The sequence below is a fragment of the Oleiphilus sp. HI0066 genome, assembly GCF_001635725.1.
Window position 1 is genome coordinate 1 of record NZ_LWFH01000668.1, and the last position, 22556, is coordinate 22556.

The window sequence follows — 22556 nt, forward strand, 5'->3', positions numbered from 1 at the left end:
TAGGTGTGTGCGTTTTTTTTCGCCTAAACAGAGGCACTTTTCATGCAAACAATGATTTTACGAAAAGGCGCTGAAAAGCGTCTTAAGCAAGGCCACCTTTGGATTTACAGTAACGAGGTGGACGTCAAACAAAGCCCGCTAAAGCAATTCAGTGCGGGTGAGCAATGCCATGTGCAATCGCACTCGGGTCAGTTTTTGGGTGTTGCATTTGTAAATCCAAATACTTTGATTTGCGGCCGTTTATTCAGTCGAGATAAAAAAGCGATTTTTGACCGCTCTCTTTTTGCACATCGTTTAAATATTGCGTTGAGCTTGCGCGAAAAGCGCTTCGATGATGAGAGTTATCGGCTTGTGTACGGTGATAGTGATGGCATGCCAGGGCTTGCGATTGATCGATTTCAAGACGTACTCGTCGTGCAGATCTCAAGTGCTGGAATGGAACAGTTGAAAGCGGATATTACTGAAGTTCTTGAGAAGAAGTTAAAGCCGCGAGCCATTGTTTTTAAGAACGATGGGAAAATGCGAGAGAGCGAGGGTCTAGAGAGTTACGTTGAGCATGCTTTAGGTGATATCACTGAAGCAGAGTTGAGAGAAAATGGTGTTCGTTTTGTCGCCCCAGTTGTTGAAGGGCAAAAGACCGGATACTTTTATGATCATCGGCTAGGAAGAGCTGCATTAGCGCACTATGTGAAAGGCAAGACGGTTCTTGATCTGTTTAGCTATATTGGTGGCTGGGGTGTTCAAGCTGCAATGTTTGGAGCGAAGGAGGTGACCTGTGTTGATGCCTCAACGCTTGCTCTGGATTATGTGCATAAAAATGCAGAGTTAAATGGTGTTGGTGATATTGTTTCCAGCATTGAAGGTGACGTGTTTGAAATCTGCAAAGCGTTGAAGGAAGAAGGTGAGCGCTTTGATGTGGTGATTGTTGACCCGCCAGCGTTTATTCCTCGCAGAAAAGATCAGAAAGCAGGTGAGGTCGCTTATCAACGTTTGAATCAGATGGCGATGCGTTTGTTGAGTAAAGATGGTGTGCTTGTTTCAGGATCTTGCTCAATGCATTTGGCTGAGCCAACATTGTTAGATATTGTTCGTAAAACAGCGCGTACGCTCGAGAAGGAGTTGCAGTTGATTGAGCGTTTTCCGCAAGGCCCTGACCATCCTATTGTTCCCGCGATCGCAGAAACAAACTATCTCAAAGCCATGTTCTTTAGAGTGCTTCCTCAGTCTTAAGTTGCTCTACAGCAGCCCATTGTTCAGATATCTTTTGTACAAGAGATTGATCAAAACGGGCTGCTTCAGCTTCTAGATAAGCCTGTTTGAAGGCATCGTCTTGCAGTAAATGTAGATTAAGTATGCCGAGTTGTTCGAACTGCAGTTTCTGTTTTTTAAATTCAGAGACCAAGTGTTCACTCAGCAAGCTTAGGTATTGACGTCTGCGCTCTGCGGTGTGTTTATTTTTATCAGTTCCTTCGTCATTGAATCGTCGCCATGGAGCTACAGGTGAGTCAGGGTCCCCGTTGAGTATGAAAGCGAACGCTTCAAATCCTAAAGTTAAATACATTGAATCGCTAAACTGGAATTCGTCTTCCAATGTAGAAACGTTTAAAGGGATTTCTGAATGAATGATTCCACTGTTTGGATAGCCTTCAACGCTGTCTAAATAGCCTGGCAGTAAAGGGTAGCTATCCAAAAACTTCGAGGCTTCATGAGCAGGACTGAGCGCTAAAAAAGCACTGCTCACACGATAGGCGTTGTGCGCTTGGGTCAAACGCGCTTGGGTTGCGTTAAAGAGCTGCTCATTGGGTGTGTCTGTGAACTGGGTTACGGCAAGAGACAGTGCGTCGAGAGCAGTGAGCGTATCTAAAAACGCTTTGTTGGCGAATTCTGTCTGCGCTTTCGTGTTGTTTAAAGGGGCGTCTGATAATTGAGAGTGGTCATCCGTCGTTGTGCTGTTTTGTACTGGTTCTTCTAACTTTGGTGCGTCATTTTCACTGCAAGCCAGCAGTATGGAAGCAGATAATACTAATACGAAATTTTTTAACGCAATCATGGCACCGCGGTTCAGCATCACTTAGTTATCTCTTAATGAAATGCATTTCCAGTTATTTGTTTTTGCATGTTTCAGAAGTTGATCGTCGCCATCAACGACAACAGGATGATCAACCTTTGCAAGCAAAGGAATATCGTTGTGCGAGTCGCTATAAAAATAAGCGCCTTCGAGAGATAGCGTGTTTTCAGCCAGCCAGTCATTTAAACGGGTTACTTTTCCTTCCTTAAAGCTTGGTACACCAAAGCTCTTTCCTGTGTATTGGCCATCGACGACTTCGACCTCGATAGCAAGAAGGTTTTCAATGCCAAATGCTTCGACAATAGGAGCAGTTACAAAGCGATTTGTAGCAGTGATGACAAGTAATGTGTCGCCTTTGTCTCTATGTGATTCAATCAGCGCTTTTGCCTTAGGCAGCATGATGGGCTGGATGTGGCTTTCCATAAACTGCTGGTGTAACTCGTCAAGCTTAGTCATGGAGTGCTGAGTAAGTGGAGACAATGAAAATTCAATGTACTTGTAGATGTCGAGATTACCTTCAACATAGTCTTGGTAGAATTCATCGTTTTTTTGCTTGAAATACTCTGCATCAACCAGTTTGTTTTCAACTAAAAATTCACCCCATAGGTGATCGCTATCGCCTGCGATAAGGGTGTTGTCTAGATCAAAAATTGCCAGTGCCACGCATCTTACTCCATTGCGAAATTGAACGTTGGCGCAGCATAACAGGTTATACGACAGAGGAAATAAAAAACTGAAGTGCGACCAATAGTGTGTCTAATGTTTAAGGAAATGAAGGTCTTTATGTGTGTGATAGCTCGTATTTACCGAGCCTTACGATTGCTGCATTTTGCTTTTTCTGGAACAATGGCTGAAACGAAATTTTATTAGGAATGGTTGTGATTGATTCTGACGGTTTTAGATCGAATGTCGGAATTATTCTTGCTAACCAACAGAATGAGGTGCTATGGGCGCGTAGAATTGGACAAACTTCTTGGCAGTTTCCTCAGGGGGGAATAAAACCTCACGAAACGCCAGAACAAGCATTGTATCGAGAGCTTTATGAAGAGATCGGTTTAGTGCAAAAAGATGTTCAGATTGTTGCGCAGACTGAGGGCTGGTTACGATATCGCTTGCCAAAACGCTTAGTCCGACATAACTCCCATCCGGTTTGTATTGGCCAAAAACAAAAATGGTTTTTGTTGAGAATGATCGGGCAGGACGAAAGCATCTCTTTGAGCAATGGCGAAACGCCAGAGTTTGATGGTTGGGATTGGGTGAGCTACTGGTATCCATTGGGTCAAGTAGTTTCCTTCAAGCGAGAAGTCTACCGACGTGCATTGAAAGATTTGTCTAGCCACTTATTTACTGTGGACTAGCGTCAAATAATAGGGGTTGAGCAATGCTGGCCACGCTTCGCGGCATAGTACAGGAAGTCAATGCAGCTGCAGATCTTAATGAAGCTCTTCAGCTGATTGTGGATCGAGTGCAGTCGTCTATGCAGACGGATGTATGCTCGATTTATCTTCTTGATAGCGTTGAAAACCGCTACGTACTGATGGCAACGAAGGGTTTGAACCTTGATGCGGTTGGGCAAGTCAGTCTTGGATATTCTGAGGGTCTGGTCGGGCTCGTTGGCGTTCGCCAAGAACCTATTAATTTAGAGCATGCTCAAAATCACCATCGTTATCGTTACTTTCCCGAAACGGGCGAGGAGCGATACGAAAGCTTTCTTGGTGTGCCAATCATTCACCACAAGAAAGTTCTCGGCGTTATTGTTGTTCAGCAAGCTTCAAACAGTCGTCATTTTGATGAAGGTGAAGAAGCTTTTCTTGTTACTGTTTCGGCTCAGCTTGCCGGCATTATTGCGCATTCAGAAGCGACAAGTGCGTTTGTTGGTCCCTCTTTAATTTCCAGCAAAGAACAAGATCTCGTCTTTAAAGGGGTCGCGGGTTCACCAGGGGTTGCGATTGGTCAAAGCATGGTGATGTTTCCCCCGGCGGACTTCGATAGCGTTCCTGAAAGAACTTCCGATGATATTGATGCAGATTTGGCGCTTTTTGATGGAGCCATCGAATCTGTGCGTGTCGATATATCCAAAGTAGGTGAGCGTTTAGCGGAGCAGCTTAGGCCTGAAGAACAGGCGCTGTTCGATGTATATATCGGGATGCTCGACGATAAAGCACTTGCGGGCGAAGTTCAGAACAAAATTAAAGCAGGATCATGTGCGCAGACAGCGTTGAAGCACGTGATAAAGGATTACGCGAGTCACTTTGAAATGATGAGTGATGCCTATTTGCGTGAGCGAGCTGTTGATATCAAAGACTTGGGTCGTCGTATTCTGAGTTATCTTCAAGAGCGCGAGACACAAACGCTAAACTTTCCCGAGCGCACTGTGTTGGTGAGTGACGAGTTGACGCCGACAATGCTAGGCGAGGTGCCGCGCGAGAATCTTGTTGGCTTAGTGTCCATTAAAGGTTCGGGTAGTTCGCACGTTGCGATTCTTGCGCGAGCAATGGGCATACCTACCGTTATGGGCCTAGTAGATGTTCCGTTATCCAAGCTTGACCGTTGTGAGATGGTCGTTGATGGTTATAACGGTGACATTTTAATTTCGCCTTCTGCAGAAATGCAGGCGCATTATGCGACGGTATTGAATGAAGACAAAGAGCTTGATGAAGACTTAAAAGAGATCATCGAGTTACCATGCGAGACAACTGACGGACATCGTATTCATTCTTGGGTAAATACTGGCTTAATGGCAGACGTGGTGCGTTCGCTTGATCATGGTGCAGAGGGTGTCGGTCTGTATCGAACCGAAGTGCCTTTCATGATTAACGAGCGTTTCCCAAGTGAATACGAGCAAATGCTGTATTATCGAGAGCAGCTCGAAGCGTTTGCTCCGAATCAAGTGACCATGCGCACACTCGATATTGGTGGAGATAAAGCCTTAACGTATTTTCCTATTGAAGAGGAAAATCCTTTCTTGGGTTGGCGTGGTATCCGCGTCACGCTAGATCACCCTGAAATCTTTTTGGTGCAAATGCGCGCCATGTTAAAAGCTAGCCAAGGCCTCAACAATTTACGCATCATGTTACCAATGGTGTCGAGTGTGAACGAGGTAGAAGAAGCCTTGCACCTTATTTATCGTGAGTATCACGAGGTTCGTGCAGAAGGCTATCAAGTCAATATGCCGCAAGTGGGAGTGATGGTTGAGGTCCCAGCAGCGGTCTATCAGGTGCGCGAGTTGGCTGAACGCGTCGACTTTTTATCGGTGGGTTCAAACGATTTGACGCAGTATTTGCTGGCTGTAGATCGTAACAATCCGCGTGTTGCGCCTTTATATCATTCATTCCATCCTGCAGTTCTTCAAGCTTTGTACAAGATCGCGCAAGATTCTAAGGGTATGCATGTTCAGTTAAGTATCTGTGGCGAGCTAGCGGGTGATCCGGCTGGCGCATTATTGCTTATGGCTATGGGTTATGACGCCCTTTCGATGAATGCTTCGAATCTATTACGCGTAAAAGCTGTGTTGCGAGGCGTGAGTTTGGAGTGGGCGCAAGACTTGTTGAAAGAGGTCTTGATGCTTGATTCTTCGTACATTGTTGAGAGTACATTAACGCTAGCACTAAAAGAGGCTGGTTTTGATAGATTCTTACGTAGGTCTCGTTTAGCTGAAGTGAAATCTTCCGCGGCCTTATAATCTCTCGAAAAGTCTTATTCTCGGCTTAATCCCGCATCGCTAAGTTGATCGAGATAATCCTGCCACAGACTTGTTTGTTCTAAAGCAAGTTTTCGTAAGTAGTCCCACGTGTACAATCCCGAGTCATGTCCGTCATCGAAGCTAAGCTTGAGGGCATAATTACCGGCTTGTTCTATGCCGACTAACTGCACTGACTTTTTACTGTGTTGTAGGATGGGTTTGCCATGGCCGCGCACTTCAGCAGAGGGCGATAATACGCGCAATAACTCAAAGCTCAGTGCATAGTCGCCATCGGCATAAGATAAGGCGAGTGTACGAGACTGTTTTTTGAGTTCAATGCGCGTTGGGATCATCTTAAGAGTTCGCCGTCTATAGAATGTATTGACTTAAGTCTTCGTCTTCTGCCACTTCGTTGAGCTGTTCGTCAACATACGCAGCGGTCACTTCAAACTGCTCTCTTACGCTGTCGCCCGCGTCGTAAGATATTTGCTCAAGAAGGCGCTCTAATACTGTGTGCAATCGTCGTGCTCCGATGTTCTCGGTGCTTTCGTTCACTTTCCAAGCAATGTGCGCGATACGTTCGATCGCATCATCATTGAAACTTAGTTTGACGCCTTCGGTTGCCATCAGAGCGACATATTGATCAATTAATGATGCATTTGGCTCAGTTAGGATGCGTTTAAAATCATCTGTGCTCAGTGCTTTAAGCTCGACACGAATCGGCAGGCGCCCTTGCAGTTCGGGGATAAGATCTGAAGGCTTCGATAGGTGGAAGGCGCCTGAAGCAATAAACAGAATGTGGTCTGTTTTGACTGGGCCTAGTTTAGTCGTGACAGTATTCCCCTCAATAAGCGGAAGTAGATCGCGCTGTACGCCCTCGCGTGAAACTTCGCCAGATCCACCACTGTCTGCGCGCTTAGCGACTTTGTCGATTTCGTCGAGAAATACAATGCCATTTTGTTCAACGGCTTTTATGGCTGTAGCTTTAATTTCTTCTTCATTAATTAGCTTGGCCGCTTCTTCTTGTTGCACAATTTTGAGAGCGTCCGACACTTTCATTTTTTTGCTCTTACGTTTGTCTCCGGCCATATTAGAGAACAAACTCTGTAGTTGATTGGTCATGTCTTCCATTCCTGGAGGAGCCATAATCTCAACACCAACTGTAGTAGAGCTCACTTCGATATCGATTTCTTTGTCATTTAGCTCGCCTTCACGGAGCTTTTTACGAAAGATTTGACGAGTGCTTGATTCTTCAGCGCTAGGCTCTTCTGAAAAAGAATTAGTGCTACGAGCAGGACGAAGTAGTGCGTCCAAAATTCGATCTTCTGCTAGATCAGCTGCACGCATTTCAACGCGTTTAATTTCTTTTTCACGGAAAAGTTTAAGCGCGTTTTCGGCAAGGTCGCGGATGATTGAATCAACATCTCTGCCTACATAGCCCACTTCAGTAAATTTGGTCGCTTCAATCTTAACAAAAGGTGCGTCTGCGAGTTTAGCGAGTCGTCGAGCGATTTCTGTTTTACCAACGCCTGTCGGGCCAATCATTAGGATATTCTTTGGCGAAACTTCGTCGCGTAGATCCTCGTTTAGTTGCATTCGGCGCCAGCGATTACGAAGAGCGATAGCAACGGCACGTTTTGCGTCGTCTTGGCCAATAATGTGTTGGTTGAGTTCATGTACGATCTCGCGCGGGGTCATGTTCGCCATAGTGCTAGCCTTTTACTTCAGTTCTTCGATAGTGCGGTTGTCGTTGGTAAATACGCAAATGCTTGCTGCAATGTCTAAGCCTTTCTCAACAATATCGCGTGCACCGAGCTCGGTGTTATCAAGTAGGGCGCGCGCACTTGCTTGCGCGAAAGGACCGCCTGAGCCAATGGCGATTAGACTGTCTTCAGGTTCAATGACATCGCCGTTGCCCGTAATAATGAGTGACGAGTCTTTGTCGGCAACAGCAAGTAATGCTTCGAGTTTTCGAAGATCTCTGTCAGTTCGCCAATCTTTTGCTAATTCTACGGCCGCTCGAACGAGGTGCCCTTGATGTTTTTCTAGCTGAGCTTCAAAGCGTTCAAATAGCGTGAAAGCATCTGCAGTGCCTCCAGCAAAGCCCGCGATGACTTGTCCATTGTAGAGACGGCGCACTTTCTTCGCATTGCCTTTCATGATGGTGTTGCCAAGAGAGACTTGGCCATCGCCGCCTAGTGCAACTTCGCCTTCTCTGCGGACAGATAAGATAGTGGTCATCGTTGAGCTCCTACTCGATGAATTTTTTTGTCTCGAACGAATATGGATGCGGAACTCAGAAATTCAAGGTTTCTGCGCGTAAAATAATGCGTACGCGCACGATGATGACTATGAGTGTCCAGGCTTTAAAAGAAGGGGAGAGTTAAGCGAAGCGAACAAGCGCCACTTTGAGCTTACTTTTTGCTTTTCTTCACGAGCGGCTGAATATTGATCGCATAGAGTTTATCTAAGGCCGCATTCATCTCACTACGAGAAGCAAAGGGGCCAGTTTGAACTCGGAACCATGTGCTGCCTTGGTCGTTGCTGGTCGCTTTGATTGAAGCTTTAAGTCCCTGAAATGCGATCGTAGCTTTCTGGCGTTCTGCGTCTTTGCGTTGACGGAAGGAGCCAGTTTGAAGCATGTACTGATATTCCTCCTGCACTCCTTTTTCTTTAAAGGTGTAAGCGGTTACTGCATCAGTTTCGACTTCGCTATTAGGAAGCATGTCATAAAACTGGAAGCGAGCTTCGGGCTTTTCAGTTTTTGTCGGCTCGACCTGCTTTGCTTGGCTTGGTTTTGTTGGTGTTGTAGGGTCTAGCGTGCGATCCGCCGGAAGTTGCGCAAGTTTGTACAGACCATAGACAAAACCGCCAAGAATGGCGGTAATGAGTGCGATGTGGAAAAACTTACTCTTGCCCGAGTTTGAGGGGGCTGGAGGCGCTGCTTTTGGAGCAGCAGCGCTCTTTTTTGCCGTTTTCTTTTTCGGTTTGCTTTTCGAGCTTGTTTTTGTTGTTGATGGTTTAGCGTAATCGCGTGTCATTCCATGAATCTCGTGTCTACTTACATACTGTCTGGCGCGCTAACACCTAGCAGATTCAGACCATTGCTCAGAACCTGTTGCACAGCAAGGCTCAAGGTGATGCGCGCATCACGTACATTATGATCTTCAACAAGCATCTTGTTCGCGTTGTAGTAAGTGTGGAATTCACTAGCTAGGTCACGTAGATAATGCGTCATAGTATGCGGCTCAAACTGCTCAGCAGAATTAATAAGCGTTTGCGGATATTGCGCCAAACGTTTTGCCAATTCAGTTTCAGCTTCGATGGCATTGCTAGTTAGTTGACTTAAACCATTTGCTTGATCAACGAGTGCGCCTTCTTCTTCCAGTTTGCGCAGCATACTTGCAATACGTGCATGTGCGTATTGGATGTAATACACCGGATTGTCTTTGCTTTGTGATTTCGCAAGATCGAGATCGAAGTCCATGTGCTGCTCAGCCTTACGCGTCACGTAGAAGAAACGTGCTGCATCGTTGCCAACTTCTTCGCGTAACTCACGTAGCGTCACAAATGAGCCGCTTCTTGTCGACATTTGAACGCGTTCGCCACCGCGATAAAGAATTGCGAATTGAACTAGTTTTACAGTGAGCTTTTCAGGGTCAATGCCCAGGGCTTGTAAGGACGCTTTTACGCGTGTGATGTAGCCGTGGTGGTCGGCGCCCCAAACATTGATAACGCGTTCAAAGCCGCGTTCGAATTTGTCGTAATGGTAGGCAATGTCCGATGCGAAGTATGTTGTTTCGCCATTGTCGCGCTTCACTACACGGTCTTTGTCATCGCCAAAGTCTGTTGAACGGAACCATGTAGCGCCATTTTTCTCGTATAGGAAACCATTCTCTTGAAGTTTTGCAAGCGCGACTTCAATGCTGTCTTTTAATGATGCCTCAGAGAACCAGCGTTGATAGTTCACACCGAACTCGCCTAAGTCCTCGCGTATTTCATCAACGATTGAATCAGCGCCGAGGTCGTAGACCGTTTTGAATCCGTCGCCAAGTAGTTCTCTAGCGCGAACGATGACCGCATCGATATACAGCTCTTTATCACCGCCTTCATCTTCATCTTTTGGAAGATCTTTATATACATCTTCGGCGTTTTGAGAGAACGCGTCGCCATGCTTGCTTTGCAGGTCTTTTGCGATATCAAAAATGTATTCGCCTTTGTAACCGTTCACTGGGAATTTAATGTCTTGGCCTAGCAGTTCTAAATAGCGCAGCCAAACACTCGCAGCGAGAATGTTCATTTGGCGGCCAGCGTCGTTAACGTAGTACTCTCGCTGCACTTGATAGCCTGCAGCTTCTAAGAAATCTGAAACAGTCGCACCATATGCAGCGCCGCGACCATGACCTACGTGAAGTGGGCCGGTTGGATTGGCTGAAACAAACTCAACTTGGATCGATGGTTTGCTGTTTGCGTCTGCGCGCCCGAAGTTCTCGCCTCGTGCGAAGATATCTTCGAGTACAGCGAATTGGCTGGCTGAGCTCACAAAAAAGTTAATGAAACCAGGGCCGGCTATTTCAAGTTTTTCAATTTGAGCATTGTTGCTGTTTTCGATTTTTGCGCAGATGTTTTCTGCTAAAGCTCGCGGTGCTGTGCCAGCTTGTTTGGCGAGCATTAATGCAATGTTGGTTGCGAAGTCGCCATGACTCTTATCTTTTGTAGTATCTACCATGACCCGAAACTTAAGATCACCGGGCAAGGTATTGTCTTGTTGAAGTTCCTGAATGGCTGATTCGATGAGTTGTGCAATGACGTCTTTCATGATGCTCCGAGAGATAGATGTTCGATAACACGAAATTTGGGGCGCGTATTATCTATAATTCTAGGCTCTAGTGAAAGAAGCTGCACACCGAAACTCGGCTTATTTTTCAAGATATTGCTTAGCTTGTTTCGATAGGGTCGATATCGATGCTTAGTCGGAGTTTGTGTTGTTTAACGCTCTGAATAAAATGCAGAGCATATTGTTGGGCGATATAGCGTTGTTTGTTGTCTTTGCCAAAGCAATGTAAGTAGTGTCGAAAGCTGTTTTGCTTGCGACTAATGCTTGCAGCTAAAGGGCCGGCAATGAATAAGTCAGCGAGTTCTTCTTGGTCGAGTAAATATTGTTTGAGGTGTGTGAGGTGCTGTTCGCCCGATACAGGATCCGGCGTTTCCGAGCGAATCGTCATAAGTTTACTAAATGGTGGCAGTGCGCAGAGCTGTCTTTCTCGCAACTCATTTTCCATAAAGCTGTGATAATCGTGTTGTTTTAAGGTCTCGAAGAGTGAGTGCTCGGGTTGGCGTGTTTGTATCGCTACATGCCCTGCTTTTTCTCCGCGGCCAGCCCTGCCCGCAACTTGCAATAATTGTTGAGCACCTTTTTCCATTGCCCGGAAGTCTGAGCTAAAAAATAGGCCGTCCGCATCGACGACAACAACGAGTGTGACGTCTGGAAAATCATGTCCTTTTGCAAGCATCTGTGTGCCTACAATTAAGCAAGGGGAGCCATCTCGAATCTCTGTGATGCATTCGTCCAATTGTGTTTGGTTTTTAATGTTGTCGCGATCGAGGCGCAGCGTTCGGGTATGCGGGAAATAATAATTAAGTATTTGTTCTATACGTTCTGTGCCTGCACCAACTGCATTCACATTTGTACCTTGGCACTCTGGACATTGGTGGCTGATCTGATGTTTGTGGTCGCAATGATGACAATGTAGATGCGCAGGAGTGTTGTGCACGGTCATTCGCGCGTCACAGTTAGGGCAGTGGCATATCCAGCCACAATCAAAGCACATTAAACTCGGCGCGAGACCTCGGCGGTTATGGAAAATAATGACCTGATTGTTTTGATCAATTTCTGATTTGATGCGTGCCAATGTTCGTGGGCTAAGAATGTCCTTAGACTTTAGCGCTCTCATATCTTCAAGGCTGACGCTGGGCAATACGCTTTTCTTGGCACGATGTTTCAGTGTTAAGTGTTTGAATCGTCCTTCCAAAATGTTGAGAGAGCTGTCTGATGAAGGGGTGGCGCTGCCAAGAATAACAGGGCATTGGTTGAGCTGCGCCCGTTTAACAGCGATGTCTCTAGCAGAATATTTAAACCCTTCGGTCTGTTTGTATGAGTTGTCGTGTTCTTCATCGATAGTTATCAGGCCTAGGTCTTGATATTCGAGAAATATTGCGGATCTTGTTCCGATGAGAACTTTGGCTTGCCCGCTGCTGCATAGTTGATGGGTGATCAGCTTTTCTTTATTGCTCATTTCTGAGTGGTAGACGGCCACGGGGATGCCAAGTTGGCTTTGGAAGCGTTTAAATGTTTGAGGTGTCAGGTTGATCTCTGGCACCAGAATCAGTGCTTGTTTATTTAAACTCAGGCAATGTTTTACGGCTGCAATGTATACTTCAGTTTTACCACTGCCGGTAATGCCCTCAAGCATGAACGGGGTGAATTGATCGAAGTTTCGAATGATGCCATCAACCGCTATTTGTTGCTCTTGATTAAGTCCGTATGAAATCGTGTCTTCGTGGACTTGCATTGCTTGGCTTTGCTGTTGGGATAATTGTTTCTCAATATATCCTTGTTGTTCGAGTGATTTAAATTGCGCGCCGGTAAAGCCAAGCATGCGCAGCGCATCTGCCCAAATTCCTGTTGGAGATTCTTCTAGCTGTTTAAGAAGTGCGATCTGCTTATGCGCGTTTCTTTTGCCAGAAAAAGGCTTGTTTGTTCGAATCCAAAGCGTGTTTTGATATATCGCCTGTGGTTTTGTGTTGCGCAGTGCGGTGGGCAGTGCGCTATATATCACTTCGCCGATCGGATGGCTGTAATAGGTAGAGGCCCATTTAAGAAGTTCTAGTGATTGCGCCTTGAGTATTGGGGCTGAATCAATACATCGCTCGATGTCTTTCAGTTTGCTGGGCTCTAGCAGTGTTTCCGATTTGATATCTGTAATAATTCCACAAATGACTCGATTGCCAAATGGCACAGCAACGCGCATTCCAGGTTGCAATGATCTGTTTTGCATCGTGATGGGTATGCAGTAGTCGAACTCTTTGTGCAAGGGAACAGGAAGTGCAATAGATGCAAAACGAAGGGGGGATGAAATAGCGCTCATGCTTTTTAGTTTACTTCGAGTCACTTTCTGGGTCATGTAATATTGTTTTGAAAGTTGAAGGATGAGCATGTTTGTATTTGCATTAGTCAAAATATAATCAATTCACGCTTGCACTCCGCAATTGTTTTGGTAATATTCTCGCCCCAATTTCGGCCCTTGCGCCCTTTCTTGGTGTAAATGGCTCGATGCCTTCCTTGCGGTGCCCAACGCTAGAGTGAATGACGATGGGTGGCGGCAAACAATGAAATAGGTAGTTAAGATGAAAAAAGATATCCATCCTCGTTACGAGGAAATCGAAGCAAAATGTAGCTGTGGTAACGTTATCAAAACGCGTTCTACGCTAGCTAAAGACATTCTTTTGGACGTGTGTTCAGCGTGTCACCCATTCTACACTGGTAAGCAGAAAGTGATGGATACAGGTGGTCGTATCGACAAGTTCAAGAAGCGTTTCGGCAGTCGTATTGCGAGCTAATCCGATACAAGAATTTAAAAAGAGCGCCATGCGCTCTTTTTTTGCACTTATGTCAGCAAATTGCTGAGTGTGAGTAAGCTCATAAGCGTTTCGCTTTTGAGAGAAACATAAAAAGGGCATTGCCCAAATTTTTAAAACGGTACACTGTAATGGCAGACGATTTAAAACAAGCAGCACTCGATTATCACGCGCAACCACGTGCAGGTAAGATCAGTGTTGAAATCACTAAACCAACACTAACTTCACGTGACCTTTCTTTAGCATACAGCCCAGGTGTTGCTGAGCCGGTACGTGCTATTGCTGAAAATCCAGAAAACGCATACAAGTACACAGCAAAGGGTAACCTTGTTGCTGTTATTTCTGACGGTTCTGCGATTCTTGGTTTAGGTAACCTTGGTCCATTGGCTTCTAAGCCTGTAATGGAAGGTAAAGGTGTATTGTTTAAGCGCTTCGCAGGTATTGATGTATTTGATATCGAAGTAGATTCAGAAAGCCCTCAAGCGTTTATTGATACAACAAAACGTATCGCAAACACTTTTGGTGGCATCAACCTGGAAGATATCAAAGCACCAGAGTGTTTTGAAATTGAGCGTATCCTTCAAGAGCAGTGCGAAATTCCAATTTTCCACGATGATCAGCACGGTACTGCAATCGTAACCGCTGCAGGTATGATCAACGCACTTGAGCTTCAAGGTAAGAACATTGAAGATGCTAAAGTTGTATGTCTAGGTGCGGGCGCTGCAGCAATCGCATGTATGAAAATTTTGATTTCTTGTGGTATGAAGCAAGAGAACATCTTCATGCTTGACCGTAAAGGTGTGATTCACACTGGTCGTGATGATTTGAACCAATACAAAGCGATGTTCGCAAACGATACTGACAAGCGTACGCTTTCAGATGCTTGTGATGGTGCTGACGTGTTCGTTGGTCTTTCTGGTCCAGACCTTCTTTCTGTTGAAGATTTGAATCGCATGGCTCCAAACCCAGTTATCTTTGCATGTTCAAACCCTGATCCAGAGATCCAGCCTGAAACAGCGCTTGCTGCACGTGATGATCTAATCATGGCGACTGGTCGTTCTGATTACCCGAACCAGGTGAACAATGTTCTTGGTTTCCCATTCATCTTCCGTGGAGCGTTAGACGTTCGTGCTAAAGCGATCAACGAAGAGATGAAAGTGGCAGCGGTTCACGCAATCAAAGATCTTGCTAAAGAGCCAGTTCCTCAAGACGTTATCGATGCTTACGGTGGTGAGGCGCTTGAGTACGGTAAGGACTACATCATTCCTAAGCCGCTTGACTCCCGTTTGCTTGGCGCTGTATCAGCAGCCGTAGCGAAAGCAGCTGTTGATTCTGGTGTTGCGCGTTTTGGTTACCCAGAGCACTATCCATTGAGCACTGTTGATGACATCAAGTAATCAATAGTCGTTTCAAAAAAGCCGCATCTAAGTATGCGGCTTTTTTTTGTTCAAGAATTGAGGACGAAGCCATGATGAGTAATTCGATCAGCTAAATCGAGGTGCTTAGAAAATATCCTCAGGGCGAGCAGTACTTTCGCTCGGAGTGGTGACGAACTGATCTAAGCTCGGCGGAGTTGCCCGCTCTTCTTCAGGTTTGTTTTCGTTTCTAAAGTATTCAAACAGTGTTTGTTCTGCATATGATGTCCGAAGGCCTGTCTTGGCGTTGATCTTAACGCTAATAATGCCTTCCGGTTGTGCTAAGTGTGCAGCAGGAGTGTCAGCCAATGCGTCTTTCATAAAATCCATCCAAATTGGTAGCGCGGCTCTAGAGCCGTACTCTCTGCGGCCAAGTGTCTCTGGATTGTCAAAACCTACCCATACACTCGTTGCGACCTCAGTGTTAAAGCCCGAGAACCAAGCATCTTTTTGATCGTTGGTCGTTCCTGTTTTGCCGCCAATGTCGGATCTTTTGAGCGCAGAAGCGCGTCGACCAGTACCTTTTTTAATTACGTCTTTCATCATTGAGTGAAGAATAAATACCGCGCGTGCATCTGCAATGCGAGGAGCGGGCTTGAAGCTTTCTTTAGTCAGCCCGTCTTCAGTGCTTGCGTCATTTTCTTCTTCCGCTGCGTTTTTCTCTACCATACAAATTTTATCGCAAACAACATAGGGATCAGATTTGTAAAGTGTTTCACCTTTGCTGTTCTCAATATGAGTAACCAAATATGGCTCGATATAATGACCGCCATTGGCGATCATTGCGTATCCGGCGGCTACATCGATAGGTGTAATACCTGCGCTACCTAGAGCGAGTGAGAGGTCTTTAGGCAGGTCTCGCTCGTTGAAGCCAAATTTTGTGATGTGCTTGAGTGTCGGCTTGATTCCCATGCTTTTGAGTAAGCGAATCGATACAAGGTTTCGAGAGCGATAAAACGCTTCTCTTAGTCTTGTGGGGCCGTAAAATTTGCCACTCGAGTTTTCTGGTCGCCACGATGTCTCTAAGTTTTTGTCATTAAAAACTAAGGGTGCATCATTGATGAGTGTTGCGGCTGTATTCCCTTCTTCAAGCGCGGCTAAATAGATAAATGCCTTAAAGTTTGAGCCAGGCTGACGTTTTGCTTGAATCGCACGGTTGTATTTGCTCATTCTAAAGTTGTAGCCACCACTGAGCGCGAGAATTGCACCATCTTCTGGGCGCAGAGATATAAGCGCAGATTGTGCTTCAGGGCTTTGCTCGAGTATATAAGGTAAGCGCGGAGCTTCAGCTATCTCACCTGAAACGTCAGCGTTTGCTTCTGTAGGGGTATCTTCTGATGGTGTTGCTTCAGCGCTAAGGGCGCTGACCTCGATAATGTCTCCAATTTTGAAGTGCTCGCTTAAGTCAGTTGGAGCTTTACCCACTCTATTAATGTTGATGAATGGCGCTGCACGCGATGCATTTGCTATATCGATAACACCTTCTTCGCCAGATAGCGTGAATAGTTCAATAGATTCTGGCTCTATTCCTGTAATGACTGCTGGAGTAAAGCGCGTTTTAGCAATGTAATTGCGTAGTATCTGTTTCTTTGTAACATCATTTTCTTCGCCTGTTAGTTCTACATGGTCCAGTGGCTCACGGTATCCATGACGTTTGTCGTAGTCATCAAGCCCTTTAACTACAGCATTTTGGGCGCTTGCTTGTAATTCGCTGTCTGTCGTGACGTAAACATTGAGCCCTAGTGTGTAAGCTTCAGAACCAAAGAGTTCAACTGCTTTTTGGCGTGCCATTTCTGCAACATATGGTGCGGCCAAATCAGGTTGAATGCCATGGTAGCCAGCGGTTAGTTCTGAGTTTTTTGCTTCTGAATAATCTAGGCTAGAGATCATTTTAAGCTCTAGCATGCGGCTTAAGATCCAATCTCGACGAATTTTGGCGCGATCTGGATTCACGATAGGATTGAATCGAGAAGGTGCTTTTGGCAAGCCTGCAATCATTGCACTTTCTGCCAAGCTAAGTTCATCGAGGTTTTTCCCGTAATACACTTGCGCAGCTGCTTTTACGCCGTAAGCGCGATTACCTAAATATATTTTATTGAGGTAGAGCTCTAGTATTTCGGGTTTTGTTAAAGCTTGTTCTATCTGAATCGCTAGGAATATTTCGTTGAATTTTCGAACAAAGGTGCGCTCGCGTGTTAGGAAGAAGTTTTTGGCAACCTGCATTGTGATTGTGCTGCCGCCAGTTTTAATTCGACCAGATTGAATTAGTTGAGCTGCCGCACGCCCTAAGCCAATAATATCGATGCCTCCGTGCTCATAAAATCGATTATCTTCAGCAGCAATAAATGCGGAGGTTAATGTGGTCGGAATTTCAGAAATATCGACCGGACTTCTTCGCTTTTCTCCGAATTCAGCAATCTTTTTATTGTCGCTGGTATACACCCGCATAGGGGTTTGTAATTGAGTGTGTTTTAGTTGTGCTGCATCAGGTAGCTGAGGCGCGAGATACAAATAAAACGCACTCAACAAAATTCCAGCGCCGCAAATCGCTGCGGCAGTACACCACGCAAAAAAGGTGGAAAGTCTCACAAAACGAGCCATGTTTTTCCTAGCAGTTTATGAATATAGGTCTATTATCTTAGAAATAGCTTTAATTTTAGGCGGTAACTATTATACGTCTATTTTGAGTGCTTTTAGTAAAGAATTGTACTGTGTGTGCTTGGTCAAGACTCTCCTATAACAAGTCGGCCACACTCATGTCGATTTAGATGGTAGGATTTCTGTGTTTGGATTATTCGGGAAAAAGAACGACATCGTTTTAGGTGTCGACATTAGCTCTTCTTCCGTTAAGCTTTTAGAGCTGTCAAAGAGCGGCGACAAGCTTAGGGTCGAGAGTTATGCTGTGGAGCCTTTGCCGGCAAATAGCGTCGTTGAGAAAACGATCAATGATGTTGAGCAGGTTGGTGAAACGGTTAAAAAGGTGCTCGCGAAGTCGCGTAGTAATGTGAAGTTTGGTGCTGTAGCGGTAGCAGGCTCTGCTGTTATTACAAAGACGATTCAAATGAGTGCAGAACTTAATGACCAAGAACTTGAGGATCAGATTTCGGTCGAAGCTGATCAATATGTTCCTTATCCGCTCGATGAAGTTTCGATTGATTTTGAAGTGATTGGCCCTTCCGAAGACAATGCAGATCAAGTCGATGTCTTGCTCGCTGCTTGCCGTAAAGAAAACGTTGAATTACGTGAAGATGCCCTCGAAATTGGTGGGCTTATCAGTCGAGTCGTTGATATTGAAGCGCATGCAGTTGAGCGTGCCTTCGGTCTTATCGCTTCCCAAATGGAAGATTCTCCAGAAGAGCAAACTGTGGCAGTTGTTGATGTTGGTTCAACCATGACAACGCTAAGTGTGCTCGCCGAAAATACTACCGTTTATACCCGTGAACAATTGTTTGGTGGACGTCAGCTGACGGAAGAAATTCAGCGTCGTTACGGTTTGTCGTATGAAGAAGCTGGCCTGACGAAAAAGCAAGGCGGTTTGCCGGATGACTACGAACGTGAGGTGCTTGAGCCGTTCAAAGAAGCTGTTGTTCAACAAGTGGCTCGCTCTTTGCAATTCTTCTTTGGGTCTAGTCAATACAACGAAGTTGATTATGTAGTACTTGCTGGCGGTGTTGCTTCCGTTCCAGATCTTGCTGAAATGATTCAAGAGAAGGTTGGGATCAAGACAGTCGTAGCAAATCCATTTTCAGATATGACGTTGAACTCAAAAGTAAATGCCTCAGCTCTGAGTAATGATGCGCCGGCATTAATGATTGCTTGCGGTTTAGCGATGAGGAGTTTTGACTGATGCCAAGTATTAACCTACGTCCGTGGCGCGAAGAACTCCGAGCCAAACGACAAAAAGAATTTATCGCAATGCTTGTTGCTGTGGCTGTTGCAGCTGGTGGCCTTTTCTTTCTTTGGAATACGCAAGTTAGTGGCATGATTGCAGAGCAAAAAGCACGCAATTCCTACATCAAAACATCGATGGCTGTGCTTGATAAGAAGACCAAAGAAATTGCGGAACTTAAGGAGAAACGTGAGCAGCTTCTAGCGCGTATGAAGGTCATTCAAGACTTACAAGGTACGCGTCCTGTTATAGTGCGCGTTTTTGACGAGTTAGTTAAAACTCTCCCAGAAGGGCTTTATTACACAAGTCTTGATCGCAAGTCTGCACAAGTAGATATTCAAGGTGTAGCTGAATCGAATAATCGAATTTCGGGCCTTATGCGAAACCTTGAAGGTTCTGAGTGGTTCTCTAATCCAAATCTAAGAGATGTGAAAGCGGCTAAAGGCGGAGCCCAAAGCGCCTTCGATATGACAGTTGCGCAGGTTACACCTGTCTCTGAGCAAGACGATAAAGGAGAGTAGTTGTGAGTTTTGCAGAACAGATGGAAAGCCTGAAAAATTTCGATATTAATGATCTCGACTTTAATAATGCAGGTTCTTGGCCGATACCAGTAAAAGCGATTGTATTGGCACTCGTATTTCTCCTTATTCTAGGTGGTGGATATTGGTTCATGATTAAAGACCAATATGCAGCATTGGAGCGTGTTGAGAATGAGGAAGTCACGCTTAAACAACAATATGAAAGCAAAGCTTTTAAAGTTGCTAATCTCGATGCATATCGTCAGCAGATGACCGAAATGGAAGAGTCTTTTGGTGCTTTGCTTAAGCAATTACCTGCAGACACTGAAGTTCCTGGCTTGCTTGAGGATATTACGAATACTGGTTTAGGTACTGGTCTAGAAATCAATAGTATTGGCTTAAAGCCGGAGGTTTCTAGAGAGTTTTATGTTGAGCTTCCGATCGATATTTCTGTGCGAGGCACTTACCACGATATGGCTGCGTTTGTCAGTGGTGTGGCTGCTTTGCCGCGAATTGTGACGCTACATGATTTTGATATTAAGCCAGCTGGAAAAGGTGGTGCGGGTGATTTGACGATGAACATTTCTGCTAAGACGTATCGTTACAACCCAGATCAAGGCGGTAAAAAGAATAAGAAGAGGAAGAAAAAATGAGTAGGGTATTAGTTTCTTCTATCTTGCTGGCAAGCGCTTCGTTACTCACTGCATGTGGCGGAAACGAAGGTTATGCAGATTTAGACTCTTTCATGAAGTCGGCTGATGAGAAGCCGGCTGGGCGTATTGACCCATTACCTGAAATGATTATTTATGAGTCATTCAAATATTCAGAAGCGGGCAGCCGTTCTCCTTTTGCGGCTCCCGTTGAAGAGGTTGATGTTGGTGTCGAAATCGCAGAAGACCAAAGCAACATCAAGCCAAATTTTGATCGTCCTAAAGAAATGTTGGAGTCATTCCAGCTTACTCAGTTGAGAATGGTTGGTACTTTGCAAAAGCAGGACTCAGCCACACTTTGGGCTCTGATTTCTGATAATTCTGGCGGAGTTCATCGGGTTCAGGAAGGTCAATATATGGGCAAAAACCATGGCCGTGTGGTAGCAATTCAAGAGGCTGGAATTAGTCTGATTGAGATTGTGCCGAACGGGAATGGTGGTTGGATTGAGCGTCCACGCTCTGTAACGCTGGAAGATATATAGTGATTGGGAGCGTGCGAATAGTGAAACAAATAAATGAAAAAGTTAAAACATCTAGAGTTTTTGGGGCAATGAAAATGTTTGGTCAGCCGAAATTAGCGTTATCTTTGTTCATGGCAATGTTCATGTCCGCGGCCAATGCGGCAGTATTACAGGATGTGAAATTTGCATCGATGCCGGGTGATACAGTTGAGATTGTTCTGAGCTTTGATGAGCCTCCTGCAGAACCAAAGATCTTTACGATTGGTCAGACTGCAGACATCTCAATTACAGTTGATGGCGCAACAAATGGTTTGGATAAGCGTTATCACGAGCTTGGTCTCGGCAACGCTCACCGTATGACGGTGATCGAAGCAAAAAATAATGCGGGCCAAGCTGTTACACGCTTTGTTGTTGATCTAAATTCCATGGCACCTTACACCAGTTCTGTTGAGGGTAATGATCTGATTTTGAAGATTGGCTCAGCCGCAGCTGAAAATTCATCAGCTGAAAGCGATGCGTCAGTTAGTCAGTCTGCTTCAGGGAATGGTATTACAGCGATTGATTTTCGTCGCGGTGAGAAAGGCGATGGTCAAGTCATTATTGGTCTAGCGAATCCATCTGCTGATATCGACATGAGTGAAGTAGGTGGCAACATCCAGCTGTTGATCTCTGATGCAGAGCTTCCGGAAAGCCTTCGTCAGCGTTTAGATGTTGTTGACTTCGCAACACCTGTTTCACGTATTGAGTCTTACATTGAAGATGGTAAGGCCAAAATCGTGATCAAGCCTACCGGCAATTATGATTACTTGGCGTATCAAGCTGACGATCAGTTTGTTGTAAGCGTTGAGAAAATTACTGAAGACGAAGTAGAAGAGCGTCGCAAAGAAAAATTTCCTTTCACAGGCGAAAAGCTCTCTCTTAACTTCCAGAACATTGAAGTTCGTGCAGTATTGCAGTTGATTGCTGACTTTACTGGGTTGAACTTGGTAGCGAGTGACACTGTTGGCGGTAGCATTACTTTGCGTCTGCAAAACGTGCCTTGGGATCAAGCGCTTGAGTTAGTGCTAAAAACTAAGGGTTTAGATAAGCGCATGACAGGTAATGTTATGCTTGTTGCGCCAGCTGAAGAGATTTCAGCGCGTGAAAAACTTGAAATTGAGACGAATAAGCAAGTTGCAGAGTTAGCTCCGGTTCGTTTGGAAATTATTCAAGTCAATTATGCAAAAGCATCAGATCTCGTTTCATTGTTGCAGCAGGATGAAGAGTTGATTTCTGGTCGAGGTTATATTTCATCAGATGAGCGTACTAACACGATTAGTGTGCGAGAAACTGCGGATAAATTGAATCAGATCCGTACTTTGATTGATACCTGGGATATTCCAGTGCGCCAAGTGCTGATCGAAGCACGTATCGTTCGTGCACGTTCAAATATTACTGAAGAAATGGGTATTACTTGGGGTGGCGGTGGCCGTGACCAAGATGGCGATACCTTCTGGCGTTTTGGTGGTTCTCAAAATACTCTTGGCGAGTTAACAACTACCAATACTGTTACATTCCCAGACGCATTGGCGGTTGATCTAGGTGTGACACGTACGAATGCTTCATCTATCGCCATTGGTATTGGCAATGGCGATTACTTGCTTGATTTAGAATTGTCGGCATTCGAGGCCGATGGCAAAGGCGAAATCGTTGCTCAACCAAAAATTGTAACGGCGGATCGCCAAACGGCAACGATTAAGTCTGGTGAAGAGATTCCTTACCAAGAAGCAACTTCTTCTGGGGCTGCCTCTATTGCATTTAAAGAGGCTGTATTGTCTCTTGAAGTAACGCCGCAAATTACTCCTGACGATAAAATCATTATGGATCTGAAAGTAAATCAGGATGATCGTGGCCAAGAGACTGCTGGTGTGCCAAGTATCGCGACTAATGAACTAATTACTCAGGTACTTGTTGGCAATGGTGAAACTATTGTCCTAGGCGGTATCTTCCAGTCGGAGGAATCTACGACAGTAACTAAGACACCGTTCCTGGGTGATATTCCTTACCTAGGTAACCTGTTTAAAAAGACGCAAAACATTAATGAGCGTAGTGAGTTGCTAGTGTTTATTACACCTAAATTGATCAAAGATGGTTTGATTGATCAATAATCGTGGCACACTGAAAAAGCCGAGCTAA

At 45.2% G+C, this 22556-nt stretch carries 19 protein-coding genes; 10 read left to right on the forward strand and 9 right to left on the reverse strand.

The genetic code is table 11. From position 1 onward, the window contains the following. Positions 1–42: 42 nt before the first annotated feature. Positions 43–1230 (forward strand): class I SAM-dependent rRNA methyltransferase, encoded by a 1188-nt coding sequence (locus A3738_RS08365; RefSeq protein ID WP_068475329.1) that lies wholly within the window; start codon positions 43–45, stop codon positions 1228–1230. Here A3738_RS08365 and A3738_RS08370 read toward each other — a convergent pair. Further along, positions 1208–2068 (reverse strand): imelysin family protein, encoded by an 861-nt coding sequence (locus A3738_RS08370; protein ID WP_156493345.1) that lies wholly within the window; start codon positions 2066–2068, stop codon positions 1208–1210. The genes A3738_RS08365 and A3738_RS08370 overlap by 23 nt on opposite strands. A 3-nt stretch (positions 2069–2071) precedes the next feature. Continuing rightward, the gene (locus tag A3738_RS08375; RefSeq protein WP_068475334.1) at positions 2072–2731 is read right to left on the reverse strand and encodes an HAD family phosphatase; all 660 of its coding nucleotides are present in this window, start codon (positions 2729–2731) and stop codon (positions 2072–2074) included. Between the two features lie 215 nt (positions 2732–2946). Here A3738_RS08375 and rppH point away from each other — a divergent pair, with 215 nt between their 5' ends. Then, positions 2947–3426: an RNA pyrophosphohydrolase gene (gene rppH, locus A3738_RS08380; RefSeq protein ID WP_068475386.1), complete on the forward strand. Its 480-nt coding sequence runs from the start codon at positions 2947–2949 to the stop codon at positions 3424–3426. Positions 3427–3449: 23 nt separating this feature from the next. Then, positions 3450–5750 carry a phosphoenolpyruvate--protein phosphotransferase gene (gene ptsP / locus A3738_RS08385; protein WP_068475336.1) on the forward strand — a complete coding sequence of 767 codons (2301 nt, stop codon included), beginning with the start codon at positions 3450–3452 and terminating at the stop codon, positions 5748–5750. Positions 5751–5764: 14 nt separating this feature from the next. Here ptsP and A3738_RS08390 read toward each other — a convergent pair whose 3' ends face one another. The 6 genes from A3738_RS08390 to A3738_RS08415 form a co-directional block, all read right to left on the reverse strand. Beyond that, a complete protein-coding gene (locus A3738_RS08390) occupies positions 5765–6103 on the reverse strand; it encodes a gamma-butyrobetaine hydroxylase-like domain-containing protein (protein WP_068473934.1) in 339 nt (112 codons plus the stop codon). A gap of 16 nt (positions 6104–6119) precedes the next feature. Next, a complete protein-coding gene (hslU, locus tag A3738_RS08395; RefSeq protein ID WP_068475338.1) occupies positions 6120–7457 on the reverse strand; it encodes an ATP-dependent protease ATPase subunit HslU in 1338 nt (445 codons plus the stop codon). A gap of 12 nt (positions 7458–7469) precedes the next feature. Next, a complete protein-coding gene (gene hslV / locus A3738_RS08400) occupies positions 7470–7991 on the reverse strand; it encodes an ATP-dependent protease subunit HslV (protein WP_068501731.1) in 522 nt (173 codons plus the stop codon). Between the two features lie 173 nt (positions 7992–8164). Further along, positions 8165–8791 (reverse strand): SPOR domain-containing protein, encoded by a 627-nt coding sequence (locus tag A3738_RS08405; protein ID WP_068475342.1) that lies wholly within the window; start codon positions 8789–8791, stop codon positions 8165–8167. A 20-nt stretch (positions 8792–8811) separates the two neighbouring features. After that, entirely contained in the window at positions 8812–10569 is a 1758-nt protein-coding gene (gene argS, locus A3738_RS08410) for an arginine--tRNA ligase (protein WP_068475344.1), read from the reverse strand. A 118-nt stretch (positions 10570–10687) separates the two neighbouring features. Beyond that, positions 10688–12898 carry a primosomal protein N' gene (locus tag A3738_RS08415; RefSeq protein WP_068475387.1) on the reverse strand — a complete coding sequence of 737 codons (2211 nt, stop codon included), beginning with the start codon at positions 12896–12898 and terminating at the stop codon, positions 10688–10690. A gap of 259 nt (positions 12899–13157) precedes the next feature. Here A3738_RS08415 and rpmE point away from each other — a divergent pair, with 259 nt between their 5' ends. Together rpmE and A3738_RS08425 are read left to right on the forward strand one after the other, a co-directional pair. Continuing rightward, positions 13158–13370 carry a 50S ribosomal protein L31 gene (gene rpmE / locus A3738_RS08420; RefSeq protein WP_068475347.1) on the forward strand — a complete coding sequence of 71 codons (213 nt, stop codon included), beginning with the start codon at positions 13158–13160 and terminating at the stop codon, positions 13368–13370. A 149-nt stretch (positions 13371–13519) separates the two neighbouring features. After that, positions 13520–14785: a malic enzyme-like NAD(P)-binding protein gene (locus tag A3738_RS08425; RefSeq protein ID WP_068475349.1), complete on the forward strand. Its 1266-nt coding sequence runs from the start codon at positions 13520–13522 to the stop codon at positions 14783–14785. 105 nt (positions 14786–14890) lie between these two features. On the opposite strand, the gene A3738_RS08430 is transcribed toward A3738_RS08425, so the two are convergent. Further along, positions 14891–17404, reverse strand: coding sequence for a penicillin-binding protein 1A (locus A3738_RS08430; RefSeq protein WP_068475351.1), 2514 nt, complete (start codon positions 17402–17404; stop codon positions 14891–14893). Positions 17405–17585: 181 nt separating this feature from the next. On the opposite strand from A3738_RS08430, the gene A3738_RS08435 reads away from it, so the two are divergent. Genes A3738_RS08435 through A3738_RS08455 form a run of 5 tightly spaced genes read left to right on the forward strand, consistent with a single transcriptional unit; the run spans position 17586 to position 22528 of the window. Beyond that, entirely contained in the window at positions 17586–18650 is a 1065-nt protein-coding gene (locus tag A3738_RS08435; RefSeq protein WP_068501971.1) for a pilus assembly protein PilM, read from the forward strand. Beyond that, the gene (locus A3738_RS08440; RefSeq protein ID WP_068475355.1) at positions 18650–19213 is read left to right on the forward strand and encodes a PilN domain-containing protein; all 564 of its coding nucleotides are present in this window, start codon (positions 18650–18652) and stop codon (positions 19211–19213) included. The genes A3738_RS08435 and A3738_RS08440 overlap by 1 nt, the downstream gene beginning before the upstream one ends. A gap of 2 nt (positions 19214–19215) precedes the next feature. Then, positions 19216–19863 (forward strand): type 4a pilus biogenesis protein PilO, encoded by a 648-nt coding sequence (locus A3738_RS08445; RefSeq protein WP_068475357.1) that lies wholly within the window; start codon positions 19216–19218, stop codon positions 19861–19863. Continuing rightward, positions 19860–20402, forward strand: coding sequence for a pilus assembly protein PilP (locus tag A3738_RS08450; RefSeq protein ID WP_068475359.1), 543 nt, complete (start codon positions 19860–19862; stop codon positions 20400–20402). Before A3738_RS08445 ends, A3738_RS08450 begins: the two co-directional genes overlap by 4 nt. Positions 20403–20422: 20 nt before the next feature. Next, the gene (locus A3738_RS08455; RefSeq protein WP_231876585.1) at positions 20423–22528 is read left to right on the forward strand and encodes a type IV pilus secretin PilQ; all 2106 of its coding nucleotides are present in this window, start codon (positions 20423–20425) and stop codon (positions 22526–22528) included. Positions 22529–22556 lie beyond the last annotated feature (28 nt).

What these genes read in the sequence shown, in the direction of transcription:
- A3738_RS08365 (WP_068475329.1), top strand. Translation starts at nt 43, where the DNA reads ATGCAAACAATGATTTTACGAAAAGGCGCTGAAAAGCGTCTTAAGCAA.
- A3738_RS08370 (WP_156493345.1), bottom strand. Translation starts at nt 2,068, where the DNA reads ATGCTGAACCGCGGTGCCATGATTGCGTTAAAAAATTTCGTATTAGTA.
- ptsP (WP_068475336.1), top strand. Translation starts at nt 3,450, where the DNA reads ATGCTGGCCACGCTTCGCGGCATAGTACAGGAAGTCAATGCAGCTGCA.
- A3738_RS08390 (WP_068473934.1), bottom strand. Translation starts at nt 6,103, where the DNA reads ATGATCCCAACGCGCATTGAACTCAAAAAACAGTCTCGTACACTCGCC.
- hslU (WP_068475338.1), bottom strand. Translation starts at nt 7,457, where the DNA reads ATGGCGAACATGACCCCGCGCGAGATCGTACATGAACTCAACCAACAC.
- hslV (WP_068501731.1), bottom strand. Translation starts at nt 7,991, where the DNA reads ATGACCACTATCTTATCTGTCCGCAGAGAAGGCGAAGTTGCACTAGGC.
- A3738_RS08405 (WP_068475342.1), bottom strand. Translation starts at nt 8,791, where the DNA reads ATGACACGCGATTACGCTAAACCATCAACAACAAAAACAAGCTCGAAA.
- argS (WP_068475344.1), bottom strand. Translation starts at nt 10,569, where the DNA reads ATGAAAGACGTCATTGCACAACTCATCGAATCAGCCATTCAGGAACTT.
- A3738_RS08415 (WP_068475387.1), bottom strand. Translation starts at nt 12,898, where the DNA reads ATGAGCGCTATTTCATCCCCCCTTCGTTTTGCATCTATTGCACTTCCT.
- rpmE (WP_068475347.1), top strand. Translation starts at nt 13,158, where the DNA reads ATGAAAAAAGATATCCATCCTCGTTACGAGGAAATCGAAGCAAAATGT.
- A3738_RS08425 (WP_068475349.1), top strand. Translation starts at nt 13,520, where the DNA reads ATGGCAGACGATTTAAAACAAGCAGCACTCGATTATCACGCGCAACCA.
- A3738_RS08430 (WP_068475351.1), bottom strand. Translation starts at nt 17,404, where the DNA reads ATGGCTCGTTTTGTGAGACTTTCCACCTTTTTTGCGTGGTGTACTGCC.
- A3738_RS08440 (WP_068475355.1), top strand. Translation starts at nt 18,650, where the DNA reads ATGCCAAGTATTAACCTACGTCCGTGGCGCGAAGAACTCCGAGCCAAA.
- A3738_RS08450 (WP_068475359.1), top strand. Translation starts at nt 19,860, where the DNA reads ATGAGTAGGGTATTAGTTTCTTCTATCTTGCTGGCAAGCGCTTCGTTA.